This window comes from Leifsonia aquatica H1aii, from assembly GCF_000633535.1.
In the GTDB taxonomy this organism is placed as follows: Bacteria; Actinomycetota; Actinomycetes; order Actinomycetales; family Microbacteriaceae; genus Leifsonia; species Leifsonia aquatica_A.
The window spans coordinates 199,740-214,205 of sequence record NZ_AYMR01000001.1 but is presented as its reverse complement, the minus strand read 5'-3'; the positions used below and the strand labels follow the sequence as shown (position 1 = coordinate 214,205).

Annotated in this window: 12 protein-coding genes; 6 read left to right on the top strand and 6 right to left on the bottom strand. The window is 68.3% G+C overall.

The genetic code is table 11. From position 1 onward, the window contains the following. Window positions 1-77: 77 nt before the first annotated feature. The gene (locus U870_RS0100945; protein ID WP_025155544.1) at window positions 78-1,643 is read left to right on the top strand and encodes a DUF2142 domain-containing protein; all 1,566 of its coding nucleotides are present in this window, start codon (window positions 78-80) and stop codon (window positions 1,641-1,643) included. Continuing rightward, window positions 1,640-2,848: a glycosyltransferase family 4 protein gene (locus U870_RS25010; protein WP_025155543.1), complete on the top strand. Its 1,209-nt coding sequence runs from the start codon at window positions 1,640-1,642 to the stop codon at window positions 2,846-2,848. Before U870_RS0100945 ends, U870_RS25010 begins: the two co-directional genes overlap by 4 nt. Here the strand turns inward: U870_RS25010 and U870_RS0100935 are convergent. The 3 genes from U870_RS0100935 to U870_RS0100925 are packed head-to-tail and all read right to left on the bottom strand — an operon-like array spanning window position 2,776 to window position 5,942. After that, complete coding sequence (locus U870_RS0100935) at window positions 2,776-3,867, bottom strand: glycosyltransferase family 4 protein (protein WP_025155542.1); 1,092 nt, start codon at window positions 3,865-3,867, stop codon at window positions 2,776-2,778. The two genes, U870_RS25010 and U870_RS0100935, sit on opposite strands and share 73 nt — an antisense overlap. 9 nt (window positions 3,868-3,876) lie before the next feature. Then, on the bottom strand, window positions 3,877-5,025 hold the full coding sequence (locus U870_RS0100930) for a hypothetical protein (RefSeq protein ID WP_025155541.1): 1,149 nt from the start codon (window positions 5,023-5,025) through the stop codon (window positions 3,877-3,879). Continuing rightward, complete coding sequence (locus U870_RS0100925) at window positions 5,025-5,942, bottom strand: glycosyltransferase family 2 protein (protein ID WP_240183606.1); 918 nt, start codon at window positions 5,940-5,942, stop codon at window positions 5,025-5,027. The genes U870_RS0100930 and U870_RS0100925 overlap by 1 nt, the downstream gene beginning before the upstream one ends. Window positions 5,943-6,085: 143 nt before the next feature. On the opposite strand from U870_RS0100925, the gene U870_RS0100920 reads away from it, so the two are divergent. Both U870_RS0100920 and U870_RS0100915 read left to right on the top strand, forming a co-directional pair. Continuing rightward, window positions 6,086-7,255, top strand: coding sequence for a glycosyltransferase family 2 protein (locus U870_RS0100920; RefSeq protein WP_029947033.1), 1,170 nt, complete (start codon window positions 6,086-6,088; stop codon window positions 7,253-7,255). Continuing rightward, window positions 7,252-8,232 (top strand): glycosyltransferase family 2 protein, encoded by a 981-nt coding sequence (locus tag U870_RS0100915; protein WP_025155538.1) that lies wholly within the window; start codon window positions 7,252-7,254, stop codon window positions 8,230-8,232. The genes U870_RS0100920 and U870_RS0100915 overlap by 4 nt, the downstream gene beginning before the upstream one ends. Window positions 8,233-8,247: 15 nt before the next feature. Here U870_RS0100915 and U870_RS0100910 read toward each other — a convergent pair whose 3' ends face one another. From U870_RS0100910 to manA, 3 genes are read right to left on the bottom strand one after another with little or no spacing between them, the layout of a single operon-like run. Beyond that, window positions 8,248-9,537, bottom strand: a complete 1,290-nt coding sequence (locus U870_RS0100910) for an O-antigen ligase family protein (protein ID WP_025155537.1) — start codon at window positions 9,535-9,537, stop codon at window positions 8,248-8,250. 10 nt (window positions 9,538-9,547) lie between these two features. Then, complete coding sequence (locus U870_RS0100905) at window positions 9,548-10,879, bottom strand: O-antigen ligase family protein (RefSeq protein WP_025155536.1); 1,332 nt, start codon at window positions 10,877-10,879, stop codon at window positions 9,548-9,550. A 32-nt stretch (window positions 10,880-10,911) separates the two neighbouring features. Further along, window positions 10,912-12,069, bottom strand: a complete 1,158-nt coding sequence (manA, locus tag U870_RS0100900) for a mannose-6-phosphate isomerase, class I (protein WP_025155535.1) — start codon at window positions 12,067-12,069, stop codon at window positions 10,912-10,914. Between the two features lie 126 nt (window positions 12,070-12,195). Between manA and U870_RS0100895 the strand changes: the two genes are divergently transcribed. Both U870_RS0100895 and galE read left to right on the top strand, forming a co-directional pair. Continuing rightward, on the top strand, window positions 12,196-13,374 hold the full coding sequence (locus U870_RS0100895; protein ID WP_025155534.1) for an acyl-CoA dehydrogenase family protein: 1,179 nt from the start codon (window positions 12,196-12,198) through the stop codon (window positions 13,372-13,374). Window positions 13,375-13,430: 56 nt separating this feature from the next. Continuing rightward, on the top strand, window positions 13,431-14,393 hold the full coding sequence (galE, locus tag U870_RS0100890; RefSeq protein WP_025155533.1) for a UDP-glucose 4-epimerase GalE: 963 nt from the start codon (window positions 13,431-13,433) through the stop codon (window positions 14,391-14,393). The last annotated feature ends 73 nt before the right edge of the window (window positions 14,394-14,466 follow it).

The following is a 14,466-nucleotide window of genomic DNA, read 5'->3' as shown; positions in this document are numbered from 1 at the left end:
ACTGCACGACCGGGCGGGCGCGTCGCTCCGGCGGCGAGCCCGCCGGGCATCAGCAACGACTATGAAATGATTCGACTGTGAGTTCGCGTGAGGTCTCGTCAGGGGCGACCAGGTCGGCATACCCACGGCCATGGCGCTCTTTCTGGCTGGCGTTCCTCGCCTTCACGGCGATCGCGACGACCTGGGCGCTGGCTTCGCCGATCTTCTCGGTTCCGGATGAGAGTGCGCACGCCATCAAGGCGATCGGCCAGGTGCACGGCGAGGTCGTCGGTCATCGTGAAGCCGGGGTGCGCCACCTCGTCGTCGACCTGCCACCCCAGTTCGCTTTCAGCCCGCAGACGATGTGTTTCGTCTACCACTCGGAGACACCGGCATCCTGCGGCATCGAGATCGGTGACGCCCGCGGTGCCACGCAAGCCGCCACTTGGGTGAGCACCTACAACCCGATCTACTACTACCTGATCGGCTGGCCGAGCCTCTTCATCGGCGGCCCCTCCGGCATCTATGCGATGCGGATCGCGAGCGCGATCCTCGGCGGGCTCCTGTTCGCGGGCGCGTTCCAGGCTGCGGTCGTGTCGCGACGCGGCCGTTGGCTTCCTGCCGGATTGGCTTTCGCCGCCCTGCCGATGGTCGGCTATCTGAATGGCGCCGTGAACCCGAATGGTGTGGAGATCGTCTCCGCCGTTGCGTTGACGGTCGCCCTGCTCCGTCTGTTCGAATCATTCGATCCGGCGCGATTCGAACCTTCGGGGCTTCGGCGCGGGCATCTCTGGGCCATCGTGACGTTTTCGGCTCTGCTTCTGGCCAATGCGCGAGCGCTCGGCCCGCTCTGGGTGATCGTGATCGTCGCGCTCTGTGCACTCGCCTGCGGGTGGTCGGCCGTCCGCGGGATGTTTGTCACCGCCCGCAGCTATTTCTGGCTCGTCGTGATCGCACTGAGCGGCCTGTTCTCCGTGGGCTGGACGTTGTCCGGGGGCAGCCTGTCGGGTCAAGCGGAGAAGGCGGACGCGCCGCTCGTGGATGCGAGCTTCCTCCAGGGGGCGACGTACATGGTGCGCGCGACTCCTCGATTCGCAGTAGAAGCGTTGGGCTATTTCGGCTGGTTCGACGCGCCGCTGCCGGGGTACACCTTCTGGTTCGCGATCGCCGCACTCGCGGTGCTTGCCTCGCTGGCGCTGGCCACGGCCCGCCGTCGTGAGTTCGTCGTGCTCGTGATCGCGACCGGTGTGGCGGCGCTTCTACCTGTCCTCGTTCAGGCCTACAGCGTGCACCAGACGGGGATCATCTGGCAGGGGCGGTACGGACTCTTCCTGTATCTTTCCGTGATCGTCCTGTTCGCCTGGGTGCTTTCCCGGGCGGGTGGCGAACGCATCGGCTTCCTCTCTGTGCGTCTGACCTGGGCGATCGGTGCGCTGCTCTGGACGTTCGGTGCGCTCGCATTCCTGCTCACCCTGCGACGCTACGTCATCGGGAACGCAGCTCCGATCGGTGGGATGTTCAAAGATCCTCAATGGCAACCGCCGTTGGGCTGGCCGCTCCTGTTCGTGCTGTTCCTCGTCACGTCGGCGGCCTTCTTCGCCCTGCTCGGTCATTCGGCGCAACGCCTCGCACGTGCCGAGGATATTCGGAGCGTTCGGGGATGAACCGTGGGGGGCTTCCCAGCGTCGCCATCGTCTACGACTGCCTGTATCCCTACACGACCGGAGGCGGCGAGCGCGTCTACACCGAGATCGCGGCTCGGTTGGCTGCGCGCGGACACAGAGTCGACTATCTCACGCGCACTCAGTGGGACGGCGATACTCCGGACGCCCCGTTCGGGGTGGTGCCCATCTGGAAGGGTGAGATTTCGAACGAGAGCGGGGACCGGCTTCCGGCCTCCGCCGCAGCGTTCGCGCGAGCGGTGCATCGCGCACTGCGGCAGCGGCGGGGCGAGTACGACATCGTCATCGTGAGTGCTCTTCCTCCCCTCAATGTCTTCGCGGCCCGTGCCGCGTTGCGCCGCACGGGGACGTGGCTGGTGGGGGATTGGCTCGAGATCTGGACGTTCCGCAAGTGGCGGCAGTACTCCGGGCCTGTCGTGGGAACGGTCGCCTCGCTTCTGCAGCGATCAGGGCTCCGACGTAGCGATGAGGTGACCGTCAACAGCGAATTCACGCTGGAACGCGCTCGCTACCGCCTCCGCTCGGGTGGCGGCCTGGTACTCGGTCTGGTCGACCTCGTCAAAGATCCAGGGGTCTCTGACCCGACGACGGTGCGGCGGACCGTGCTCTTCGCCGGCCGTCACATTCCGGACAAGCAGCTCGACGTCCTCCCGGCCGCCGTCGCCGTGGCGCGGGAGGCGTACCCCGACGTCAGGCTTGTCGTGACGGGCAGCGGCTCGGAGACTCAGCGCCTGCAGGAGGCCGCCTCGATCGCGGGGGTGGACGTGGAGGTCCGCGGGCGCGTCTCGGACGATGAGCTCGAGCGCTTGATGGATGACGCGGCGGTGCTCGTCAATCCTTCCCGCCGTGAAGGTTTCGGCCTGGTGATCGCCGAAGCGGCGTCCCATGGGACGCCGAGTGTTGTGGTCGCCGGTGAGGACAATGCGGCCGCTGAGCTCGTCGAAGACGGCGTGAACGGGTTCGTGGCCGGCTCCACCGACCCTGACATACTGGGCCGGGCGATCATCGCTGCGCTGGAGGGTGGCCCTGCGATGCGAGAATCGTCCCGAACGTGGTACGAGCGGTCCCGATCGTCCCGGAGTCTGGACGCATCGATCGACGAACTTCTGGCTCGCTACGACGCGTTCACCGCTCGCCGAAAAGCGTCGAGCGTGCCGTCCGCCGTGCGACGGGCCGAGAAGGCCTGAGCTCGTTGCAGACCTGCACTCTCCAGGATGCGCAGGCGAGCAGGATCCCGAGAGAGGCTGGCGAGTGTGTCTGCCCATGCGGACGTGTCCGTGGGCGGCAGATAGACCGCGGCGTCGCCGGCGACTTCGTGGAGCACGGGAAGATCCGAGCAGACGACGGCGCGGCCGCGTGACATCGCCTCGAGCAGGGGGAGGCCGAAACCTTCGAAGCGGGTGGGGAAGGCGAGGATTGCGGCGCTTCGGAACAGGTGCTGGAGCTGGTCGGGGCTCACCCACCCGACGAGGTCGACATCTGCTTCCACGCCGAGGTCGGCGGCCAGGCGGCGCAAAGGATCCGGACCGTCGACCTGGCCGGTGATCGCGAGACGTGGGCGTCGTTCCGACGCGATAGCCGCGACTGCCCGGATGAGCATCTCGGTGTTCTTGTGCGGCATCCGGTTGCCGATGCTCAGCACGAGGGGACGCGATGTCGTCGGCGCGGAGTCGAAGGGAGCGAGGTCATCGCCGCTCAACGGAACGACGTCGATCCGCTCGCCCGGGATGCGGAGCTCGCGGGTGATGTCGGCGGCCGAAGCCTCGCTGATCGTGATGACACGAGTGGCAGCCCGGGCGGCTCGGCGGACGAGTTGCCGAAGCATGGCGCCGTGGCGTCCGGGGACCCACTCGGGGTGGATGAAAGGAAGAACATCGTGCAGCGTGAGCACGCTCGGGATCGCGGACCGGACAGGGCCGATGTTCGCGGGCGAATGGACGAGATCGACTCCGGCGCGCGCCGCCGCCCGGGAGACCGAGCCGACCTCCCCGAGCGCCCACGCCACACGGTTCTCGCCACTGATGCCCGAACGGACGATCTCACCGGGGAACCAATCAAGGTCCAGATCCTCGGCTTCGCGTGACACCAGAGCTGTGAACTCGAAACCGGGATCGGGGGGCATTGCGGAGTACGTGCGCTTCACATAGGACTCCATGCCACCCTTCGTGCCGGTGAAGAAGAGCAGGTCGACGAGCACGCGGTGCATCGGGATAGCCTAACGGACCGGGTTCGTCGCGCGTGCCAGGACCCGGCGTCGCGCAATCTCGTAGACAAGAGCCTGAAGGAGTTCGCCGGCCAGGAGAACGGCGAAGACCCACACCAGATCGTCGGTGGCGACGGCGGCGAACGCGGCGACGAACGTGATCCCCGCTACGAGCGCGCGCAGAAGGGTCAACCTCTTCGCCTCGCCCATTCGCCGCAGGCTCGCAAAGGGGATTGTGGTCGCTAGGGAGGCGGCGCGCCAAAGACAAGCCACGAGGAGCGGGAGTGCCGTCGCACTCGTCGACCACGCATGGGAGAACACGAAACCGAACACACCGAGCCACTCGCACACGAAGATCACGACGATCGCCGCGGCGACGCTCCCCGCGGCGAGGACGATGTCGAGCCGTGAGTGACTCTTCAGGAGGCGCAGCCGCATGTAGTTGAGCGGGATGGCGAGCAGTCCGGAAACGGTGGAGATCGAGGTGAAGAGAACGGCTTGCACAGGCCCCAGCAGGCCCAGGATCATCGCATTGATCAGCGGGTAGACGCCGCCGGTCACAGTGACGTCGGTTACCACCCAGCCCATTACGCGCGGCTCCGGCCGGGAGGCCCGGTGTGCGACGGGGATCGAACGGATGACGGTGGCGATCAGAATTCCGGCCACGAGCGGGATGAGTGCCCAGTCGAGGCCGGCGAATGCGGCGAGGACACCGCCCAGGGCGCCGCAGCCGACAACAAGTGCGGACCACATCTCACGGATGTCGAGGTGCTCCGCGACCGAGACACCACGGCCGACCTCGAGGGACGCCACGAGAACGGGCAGCGCCACGCAGAGGACCCACGGGTTGTGATAGTTGAGAGCGACCGCCGCCGCTGCCAGCAAAGACAACCCGGCGAGCCAGAGGGGAAATACGACCCGGCGCTCGGTCGCGGCGGAACTGAGCCGCGACTCGACGACGACGGCGAACGTCACTTGCCCGGCGAAGGTGGCGACCATGCTGGCGACGGCGACAGAGCCCTGTTCCGGGAGACTGAAGATGTGCGACGCGATCGCGATCGTTGCGGCCGGGATGACAGCGAGCGAGACCCCTCCGACGAGCGTGACCAACGAGAGCGCGGCACGGCGGAGATCTATCTCGGGGGGGAGTTCGGAGCTCATCAGGCCTGCCTGTCGCCGACGCGCAGACGCAGAGACTCGGCGAAGCCTATTCGCGGGTCGACAGCCGAGACCCTGCGGGAGCGACGTGCGGCCGTCCGCCCTGCCCGCCAGCCGGCGATACGTCCGGCGGTCGACGCGAGGTCCCGTGACAGCATCAGGTCGCCCGCGCAGACGATCGCTTCGGTCATGACGGCACGGATCGCGTGACGGCCGCGGAGGACTCCGTACGCGCGCAGGAGATAGCCGCGTCCGAAACCGGACCGTCGCCGTTGTGTCGCGGATGCACGACCGGAGGTCGCCCCGCCCAGGTGCATTCCCCTGGCCCGGGGCGACGGCGTGGCGGGCCAGCCGGCCGCATCGAGCCGCATCGCCAGGTCCAGCTCCTCGCCGTACATGAATATCCCCTCGTCGAGGAGGCCGACCTCGTCGAGCGCGGTCCGACGAAAAGCGGCCACCGCGCCGTAGGGTCCGAGGAGGCGCCAGCCGGGCGCCCGTTCCGCTTCGGCGACTGTCGCCCCGTTGAAGCGGGTGAATCCGGCCATGGTCGGGTCGACGCACAGGCCGTAGGCATCCACGCGGCCGTCGGGCTTGATGAGTATCGGGACTGCGGACCCGGCCCGGGGAGAGGCATCGAGGGAGGCCGTCAGCTCGGCGATCATTGTCGCGTCAGCCTCGACATCGTTGTTCACGAGCACCACGACATCGCCGTCGCCGTGTCGGATCCCGGCGTTGCAGGCGGCCGCGAAGCCGGAGTTCGTCGCGAGGGCGACGACGTCGACCTCGGGATGCTCCCGCAAACGGATGAGGGTGTCGTCCGGGCTCGCGTCGTCCACGACGATCACACGAAGGGCCGCCGTCTGGGCAGCAAGAGAACGGAGGCAGGCCTCTGTGACAGCCCAGTTCCCGTGGACAGGCACGATCACATCGACCGATGTCGTCACATCATTCCATTCGTACGCACCTGTCCACTATCGCATCCCCGGGAAGTCGGCAGGTTCAGACGGCGCCAGAGGTTAGGATCTAACAGCCCTGTCCGCATCCGAGAGAAGCTCCCAGCGCCATGCTTGAAACCGACACGATCGAACTGACGATCGTCATGCCTTGTCTCAACGAAGCGGAGACGCTCGCGACGTGCATCCGCAAAGCATCCGGCTACCTGGAGAAAAGCGGGGTTTCCGGCGAGATCGTGATTGCGGACAACGGAAGCACGGACGGCTCGCAGGAGATCGCCCGGGAGCTGGGCGCACGTGTCGTCGACGTCCCGGAGAAGGGCTACGGGGCGGCGTTGCTCGGCGGGATCAACGCCGCGCGAGGAACCTACGTCATCATGGGCGATGCCGACGACAGCTACGACTTCTCCGATCTGGACGCCTTCATGGAGCGACTGCGGGCCGGCGACGAACTGGTGATGGGAAACCGGTTCCGCGGAGGGATCGAACCGGGCGCGATGCCGCCGCTCCACAAGTATCTGGGCAACCCCGTTCTCTCCGCGGTCGGGCGTGTCTTCTTCCGCTCGCCCATCAAGGACTTCCACTGCGGTCTGCGCGGTTTCAACCGACAGTCAATCCTCGACCTGAAGCTGCAGACCACGGGCATGGAGTTCGCGAGCGAGATGGTCGTGAAGGCCTCGCTCGGCGGGAGCCGAGTGAGCGAAGTACCCACCACGCTCAAGAAGGATGGGCGCTCGCGGCCACCGCATCTGCGCAGTTGGCGGGACGGGTGGCGTCATCTTCGATTCCTGCTCATCTTCAGCCCTCGTTGGCTGTTCCTGGTGCCCGGGACCGTCGCGTTCGCGATCGGCATCATCGGCACCTTCTTCCTGAGCCTCGGACCCCTGGTCGTCGGCGACATCGGCTTCGATATCTCCAGTCAGGTGTACCTCGCGGCGCTCTCGGTCGTCGGGTACCAAGCCGTGCTGTTCGCGATCCTGAGCAAGATCTACGCGCAGCACGAAGGCTTCCGGATTCCGCGGAGCCGCAACTTCGACCGGCTCGAACGGCGGATCAGTTTGGAGTCGGCCGCGGTCGTCGGCGTCATCGTGTTCCTCCTCGGGCTGATCATCGCGATCGTCCAGTTCTCGATGTGGGCGGGACGCGGCTTCGGCGCCCTCGACGCGGATGCCACGCTGCGCGTCGCGATTCCAGCGGCCCTGCTGATGATCCTCGGTGCCCAGACGATCATGGCGGGAATGTTCCTCGGCGTGCTGTCGGTGGTCTTGAAACGGCGATGATCGAGCTTCCGACGGTCGGGGTCGCGCTCTGCACATACAACGGAGCGCGGTTCCTCGAGGTGCAGCTCACGAGCATCCTCGATCAATCGGCGCCGGTCGACGCGATCGTGATCGCCGATGATGCGTCGCGAGACGACAGCGTCGCGATCGCACGCCGGATCGCAGCGGTCGCCCCCACGCCGTTCGTCGTCCTCGAAGGTTCGCAGCCGCTCGGCGTGACGGCGAACTTCGAGCGAGCGGTGGCCGCAGTCGACCAGGACCTGATCGCCTTGAGCGACCAGGACGATCGATGGCATCCCGGGCGGATCGAATCACTCCGGAAGCGGTTCTCCGACGACTCGGAACTCATCCTCATCCACACGGATGCGGACCTCGTCGACGCTGACGGAGACCCTCTCGGACGCACCCTGTTCGAGTCCCTCGAGGTGCGGCCTCATGAGTTCGCGGAAGAGGAGGAAGGCCGAGCATTCGAGGCTTTCCTCCGTCGCAACCTGGCGACCGGCGCGACCGTGGTCTTCCGCCGCTCACTCCTCGCCGCGGCCCGGCCATTTCCGGCAGAGTGGGTGCACGACGAATGGCTTTCGGTGATCGCCGCCGCGCTCGGACGTGTCGATGTGGTGCGCGAGGCGACGATCGATTATCGCCAGCACGGCTCGAATGAGATCGGTGTCGCAGCCCCGACGATCGGTCGAAAGGTCGCACGAGTGCTCGAGCCGCGCGGAGACCGTAACCGCACGCTCGCGCGACGATTCGCCGTGCTTGTCGAACGGCTGGACCAATTGGGAGATCGTGTCCCCGCGGACTACCTGGCTCTCGCCCGGGCGAAGGCTGGATTCGAGTACCGACGGGCCGCGTTCGCGAAAGGACGCCTCCGCCGGTTCCCCTCGGTCCTGCGCCTGGCCGCCACCGGTGATTATCGCCGCTACGCCAGTCGCGGCCAGGCTGACATCCTCCGCGACCTCATTCAGCCGGACTGACGGGATCCGTGAGGCTCAGACCCCGTCTCGCCGCGGCAACCGCAGCCGCCAGCTCATGCCCTGCGAGGCTTTGACGGTGCAGACGATGAGCAGCAGCCAGCCCGCCTCCACCAGCATCGAGCTCTCGAAGACGCTGGTCACGAGCAGGGCGACGAGCACGAGCGGCGCCCACGCGTAGACCACGCTGCGCCGGTTGGATGCGAGCAGCCACGAGCGCACGAACGCGAGCCCGATCAGCGCGACGAACAGCAGCAGGCCGATGATGCCGACCTGCAGATAGACGTCCAGGTACGCGTTCAAGCCGTCCGAGTGGTAGACGCCGGTCGCGTCCTGGATGGCGGTGAACGGGTACAGGTCGGTGGGCCATGAGCCGACCCAGCCCCAGCCGACTCCCTGCTGCACGGGGATGAGCTCCCAGATCTGGATCCAGAGCCGGTAGCGCACCTGGAAGTCGGCCCGTGCGTTGAGGAGGTCGATCACGCGCGTGCGGTAGAGGTAGGCGACCACGAGCGCGGCGAGCGTGAGGATCGCGAGCCCCCACTGCGCGAAGGTGCGCAGGTGGACGGGGACCTTGCGGATCAGGTACAGGGCGACGGTCGCAAGGCCGACGACCAATGAGACGGCGGCGATCACGGGGGAGTGGGCGAGCAGGATGCAGAGCACGGCGAGCGTGATCGAGAACGCGGCGCGCGGGGGCCGGACGGAGCGGGTCCTCAGCTCGACGAGGAACGTGACGAAGGCGATGAGCGCGACGATGCTGAGCTGGTTGCGGGTGCCGAAGAGGCCCTGGATCGGCCCGCCGGAGGCGAGGTTGCCCTGGATGCCGAGGAAGGTGATCGGCAGATCGAGGAGCAGCCCGCTCAGGACCTCGAGGGCGAGCGAGACGGTCAGCAGGAACCGGAGCGCATCGCCGACCACCCGCACGATCTGGATCGCATCGCGGACCAGCGCGATGTAGACGGCGAGGAAGGCGAAGAGCAGTTGGTAGAAGACGCCTGCGAGCGTCGCCCACTGGTACTGGCTCCACAGCACGGAGAGCGCGCACCAGCCGACGAAGAGCAGGGCCGAGATCGGGAGCAGGCCGTGCCACTCGATCAGGCGCCACTGTGCTGCGAACGACAAGGCGGCAAGCACCGCGAGCATAGCGAGGGCGCCGATGAGTCCGGGCCATCCGATCAGGGCGCGGATCGCATGGGTCGAGAACGCCGTGCCGACGGCCACCAGGGCCAGCGCCGAGGTGAAGCGGGCCGACCCCAGGAACTCGGTCACCGCGGCGGGGACCCGGGGGGTGCGCGGTTCGGCCATACCTGGAATCCTACGGGGCGGCTTGTTTGGTCTTCACGGCCAGCACGACAAGCAGGGTCCAGCCCGCCTCGATGAGGATGCGGCTCTCGGCCAAGGACTGCGCGAGCAGGGCGGCCAGCAGCAGCAGTGGCAGGAGGGTGTAGGCGGTGTACGGGAGGCGATCCGCCACGTCGACGCGCGGCCGGTCGACGGCCGAGAACCAGGATCGCCAGAGGGTGCTGATCACCAGCAGACCGAACAGGGCGAGGCCGACGATCCCGAGCTGCAGCCAGACGTCCAACCAGGCGTTGTGGGCCTGCAGATACACCACGCCGTTGCGCTCCGCGAGGTCGTGGAACGGGGAGACCCACGGCGCCCAGTAGCTCACCCAGCCCCATCCGAAAACGGGACGCTGCTGCGCCAGCCCGATCACCTTGTCCCAGATGTCCAGGCGCCCCGTGAGGTCCTCGCTCTTGCCGAGGAGGGCGGGGAGCCGGGAAGAGAAGACGGAGACCAGCACGACGACCGCGACCAGCGCGGCGACGGCGGTGATGTAGACCGGCCGACGGCGGTCGGGTCCGGCCCGGCGCGCCCAGAGGGCGAAGCCGAGCACCACGGCGGTCGCCAGGGTCGCGACGATGACCGTCGACGACCGCGTCAGGGCGAGCGTGAGGGCCGCCACGACGAGCCAGGCGATCACGACTCCGCGTCGCGGCGCCCGGTCGGCCAGCTGGATGCCGAAGACGATCAGCGCGAGCAGCGCGACCATGGCGAGCAGGTTGCTGTTGCCGAGGATGCCCTGGATCGGGCCGCCGTGGAACAGCAGGTCGCGGCTCCAGTAGAACGCCGACGGCAGCTTCCCCGCGGGTACGGGCTGAATCGGGGTCAGCGGCAGCACGGGGTGGCGGACGAACAGAGCCACGATCAGCTCGAAGACGAGAGAGAGCCCGAGGACCCATTTGAATGCGTTGCTCAGCGCGGCGACGAGCCCCTGCCAGCTGAGGCACAGGGCGAGGAAGACGGCTCCGGCGGTGGTCGCGAGCTGGGCGAGCACGCCGAGGGCGCTGGCGCCGGGGTAGGCCGACCACGCGATCGAGACGATCGCGAGCACGAGGAAGAGCAGCAGGGTCTTCGGCGCCTTGCGCCAGCGGAAGGCGGGGCGCAGCCGGATCACGAAGACGACGCTGCCGGCCGCCAGCAGCGCGGCGAGCACGAAGTATCCCGGCCAGCTGATCAGGTTGCGCCAGAAGTCGCCGGCGAACAGGGTGAAGAGCAGCAGCGAGGCGAAGACGGAGGCAGCGGTCCCGGTGGTCGCCCGGGCGGCGCGTGCGCGCGCGTCGAGCGGCGAGGAAGCGGTGGTCACCCGGGCAGGATAGCCGACGCGCGCGCGGGCGTTCACGGGTTGGGCGTCGCCACGAAGAGCGTCCCGTCGCCGGAGACCGTCAGCGTGCCCTCGTCCGCCGTGACGACCGCGGCCTCGCCCCGGGCCAGGCGGAGGGAGCCCGTCGCCCCGACGAGCTCCACCGCACCGGCGGTGCAGAGGGCGATCGCCGTGCCGGGCAGCTCGACCGGCGCCGATGGCGTCCCTGCACCGACCACCACGTGGTCGAGGGCGAAGTCGGACACATCGGGCCGGAAGACCTCCACGCCGGGCGCGGGGTGCTCCGGAGCGAGCGGCGTCGCTTCGATCGGGGAGAAGTCCAGCACGCTCACCAGCTCGGGGACGTCGACCCGCTTGGGGGTGAGGCCGCCGCGCAGCACGTTGTCGGAGGCCGCCATCAGCTCGATGCCGAGCCCGTCGAGGTAGGCGTGGATGTTGCCCGCCGGAAGGTAGAGCACGTCGCCCGGCCGCAGGCTCGCGCGATTGAGCAGGAGCGCCAGGACGATGCCCGGGTCGCCTGGGAACGCCGCCGAGAGCATCCGCACGGTGCCGGCGTCGCGGTCGTCCCGGCCTGCAGCGGCGGCCACGACCGCCGAGACGAGGCCGGCGACGGCCGGATCGCCGCCCAGGAGCCACTCGGTGGCCCGGCGCAGCACGGCACCGGGCTCGCCCTGGAGCGTCGCCGCGAAGGACCGGATGCGCTCGTCGCCCGACGCGTCCGCGAGCGCGTCGAACACCGCACGGCTCTCCACCGGGTCGCGGAAGCCGCAGAGCGCCTCGAACGGATCGGAGAGGGCGAAGATCAGCTCGGGCTTGTGGAACGGGTCCTTGTAGTTGCGCTCGGGGGAGTCGGGGGCGAGGCCCTCCGCGTTCTCGCGCTCGAAGCCGGCCCGGGCCTGTGCGGACGACGGGTGCGCCTGGAGCGACAGCGGGCCTGCCGCGGCGAGCACCTTGAGCAGGTAGGGCAGGCGGGCCGTCTCCGGCCACGCGGCCAGGTCGGCGGCGCCTCCGGCGGCGGAAGGGTCGAGGATGCGGGACGGTGATCCGGGATGCGCGCCGAGCCACAGCTCCGCCTCCGGCGCACCGCTGGGGGCAGTGCCCAGCAGTTCCGGGATCGCGGTCAGCGATCCCCAGGCGTAGTCCCGCGGCGTGTTGCCGATGCGCACAAACATGCGTCGTCATCCCTTCGGTCCGGTTAGATCAAACTACCAAGGGCTTTGTGTCCGGTGCTGACGGTCCCTAGGCTGGCGCTGGCCGCACGGCGGCCCCGCCGACCCCCTGGACGCACTGGAGCAGACATGGCCTTCGAGACACTTGCGAGCGACTTCTACGGTTTCGAGGACCTCCTCGGCGAGCGCGAGAAGGAGTTCCTCGTGAACCTCCGCTCGGAGGTCGCGACGAAGATCAAGCCGATCGTCAACGAGTACTGGGAGCGCGGCGAGTTCCCGCACCAGATCGTGGAGGTGCTGCACGGCACCGGCACCATCGGCCTCGGCTTCCCCGAGACCGCCGCCTTCGAGAACTCGGCCGTCTTCCGCGGCTGGGTGGCGCTCGAGCTGGCCCGCGTCGACGCGTCGGTCAGCACCTACGTCGGCGTGCAGAACGGCCTGGCCCTCGGCGCCGTGGGAGTCTGCGGTTCGGACGAGCAGCGCGCCGAGTGGCTGCCGAAGCTCGCCAGCGGCGAGGTCATCGGCGCCTTCGGTCTGACCGAGCCCGAGTCCGGCTCCGACTCGGCCCAAGGCCTGCGGACGGTCGCCACGCGCGACGGCGACAACTGGATCCTGAACGGGTCGAAGCGCTGGATCGGGAACGCCACGTTCAGCGACATCACCGTCATCTGGGCGAAGAGTGCCGAGGACGGCCAGGTCAAGGGCTTCATCGTCCCGACTTCCACCCCGGGCTACACCGCGACGAAGATCGAGGGCAAGCAGTCGCTGCGCATGGTGCAGAACGCCGACATCACCCTCGAGAACGTCGTGGTGCCGGAATCGCTCCGCCTCCAGAACGCGAACAGCTTCAAGGACACCGCCGCCGTGCTCCGGCTCACCAGGGCGGAGGTCGCCTGGGCGGCGGTCGGGGTCGCCATCGGCGCGTACGAGGCGGCTCTGACGTACGCGCAGGAGCGCGTCCAGTTCGGCAAGCCGATCGCCAAGCACCAGCTCATCCAGGACCTGCTCGTGAAGTCCATCGGCAACATCACCGCCTCCATCGCGCTGTGCACGCGCGTCTCGCAGATGCTCGACGACGACCAGCAGCGCGACGAGCACTCGGCCCTCGCCAAGGCGTTCGCCACCGCGCGGATGCGGGAGACCGTCGCCTGGTGCCGCGAGATCCTGGGCGGCAACGGCATCGTGATCGAGTACGACGTCGCCCGGTTCTTCGCCGACGCGGAGGCGCTCTACTCGTACGAAGGCACCCGTGAGATGAACACGCTCATCGTCGGCCGCGCCATCACCGGCGAGGCGGCATTCGTCTGACCGGCCCGCGATAGGGTTCTCCTGCACTCGATCGGCGAGCAGAGCAGGAGGACCCCGTGGCGTGGTTGGTGACCGGAGGAGCTGGCTACATCGGCTCGCATGTGGTGCGGGCGTTCCGCGACGAGGGCATCGACGTCGTGGTGGTGGACGATCTCTCCAGCGGCCATGAGGACTTCGTCCCGGCCGGGATCCCCTTCTACCGGGGGACCATCCTCGACGGGGCGCTCCTCGAGACGATCTTCGCCGAGAACGCGATCAGCGGCGTCGTGCACGTCGCCGGTTTCAAGTACGCCGGGGTCTCGGTGCAGCGGCCGCTGCACACCTACGAGCAGAACGTGACGGCGACCGCGGTGCTGCTCGCCGCGATGCAGGAGGCCGGCGTCGACGCGATCGTCTTCTCCTCCTCGGCGGCCGTGTACGGAACCCCCGACGGTGACCTCGTGACCGAGGCGACCGCGAAGAACCCGGAGTCGCCGTACGGCGAGACGAAGCTGATCGGGGAGTGGCTGCTGCGCGATCAGGGCGTCGCCGCGGGTCTGCGGCACGCCTCCCTCCGCTACTTCAACGTCGTGGGATCGGGCGACCTCGCGCTGCGCGACACGAGTCCGCACAACCTCTTCCCTCTCGTCTTCGACGCGCTCGCCGCGGGACGCACGCCTCGGATCAACGGCATGGACTACCCGACGCCGGACGGCACCTGCGTGCGCGACTACATCCATGTCTCCGACTTGGCCGTCTCGCACGTGGCCGCGGCCAAGCGACTCGATGCGGGACAGCCGATCGAGCCGGTCTACAACCTCGGTAGCGGCGACGGCGTGAGCGTCGGCGAGATCATGTCCACGGTGGCCGCCGTGACGGGCATCGCCTTCACCCCAGAAGTGGGGCCTCGACGTGCCGGCGACCCGGCGAGGATCGTGGCTTCCGGCGAACTCGCCGCGCGCGATCTCGACTGGACGATGCGGCACACGCTCGACCAGATGGTCCGCAGCGCCTGGGAAGCGCGCCAAGCGGCGGTCTGACACCGCCTCCGTGGGGGTAGAACGGCCGGGCGTGTCGCGATTGTTGTCGACCGTCGGCGCGTCGTGAAGTCTC

Bases quoted from the DNA above. Each gene is read 5' to 3' on its own strand.
- U870_RS25010 (WP_025155543.1), top strand. From the start codon at position 1,640: ATGAACCGTGGGGGGCTTCCCAGCGTCGCCATCGTCTACGACTGCCTG.
- manA (WP_025155535.1), bottom strand. From the start codon at position 12,069: ATGTTTGTGCGCATCGGCAACACGCCGCGGGACTACGCCTGGGGATCG.
- U870_RS0100935 (WP_025155542.1), bottom strand. From the start codon at position 3,867: ATGCACCGCGTGCTCGTCGACCTGCTCTTCTTCACCGGCACGAAGGGT.
- U870_RS0100920 (WP_029947033.1), top strand. From the start codon at position 6,086: ATGCTTGAAACCGACACGATCGAACTGACGATCGTCATGCCTTGTCTC.
- U870_RS0100910 (WP_025155537.1), bottom strand. From the start codon at position 9,537: ATGGCCGAACCGCGCACCCCCCGGGTCCCCGCCGCGGTGACCGAGTTC.
- U870_RS0100895 (WP_025155534.1), top strand. From the start codon at position 12,196: ATGGCCTTCGAGACACTTGCGAGCGACTTCTACGGTTTCGAGGACCTC.
- U870_RS0100930 (WP_025155541.1), bottom strand. From the start codon at position 5,025: ATGAGCTCCGAACTCCCCCCCGAGATAGATCTCCGCCGTGCCGCGCTC.
- U870_RS0100915 (WP_025155538.1), top strand. From the start codon at position 7,252: ATGATCGAGCTTCCGACGGTCGGGGTCGCGCTCTGCACATACAACGGA.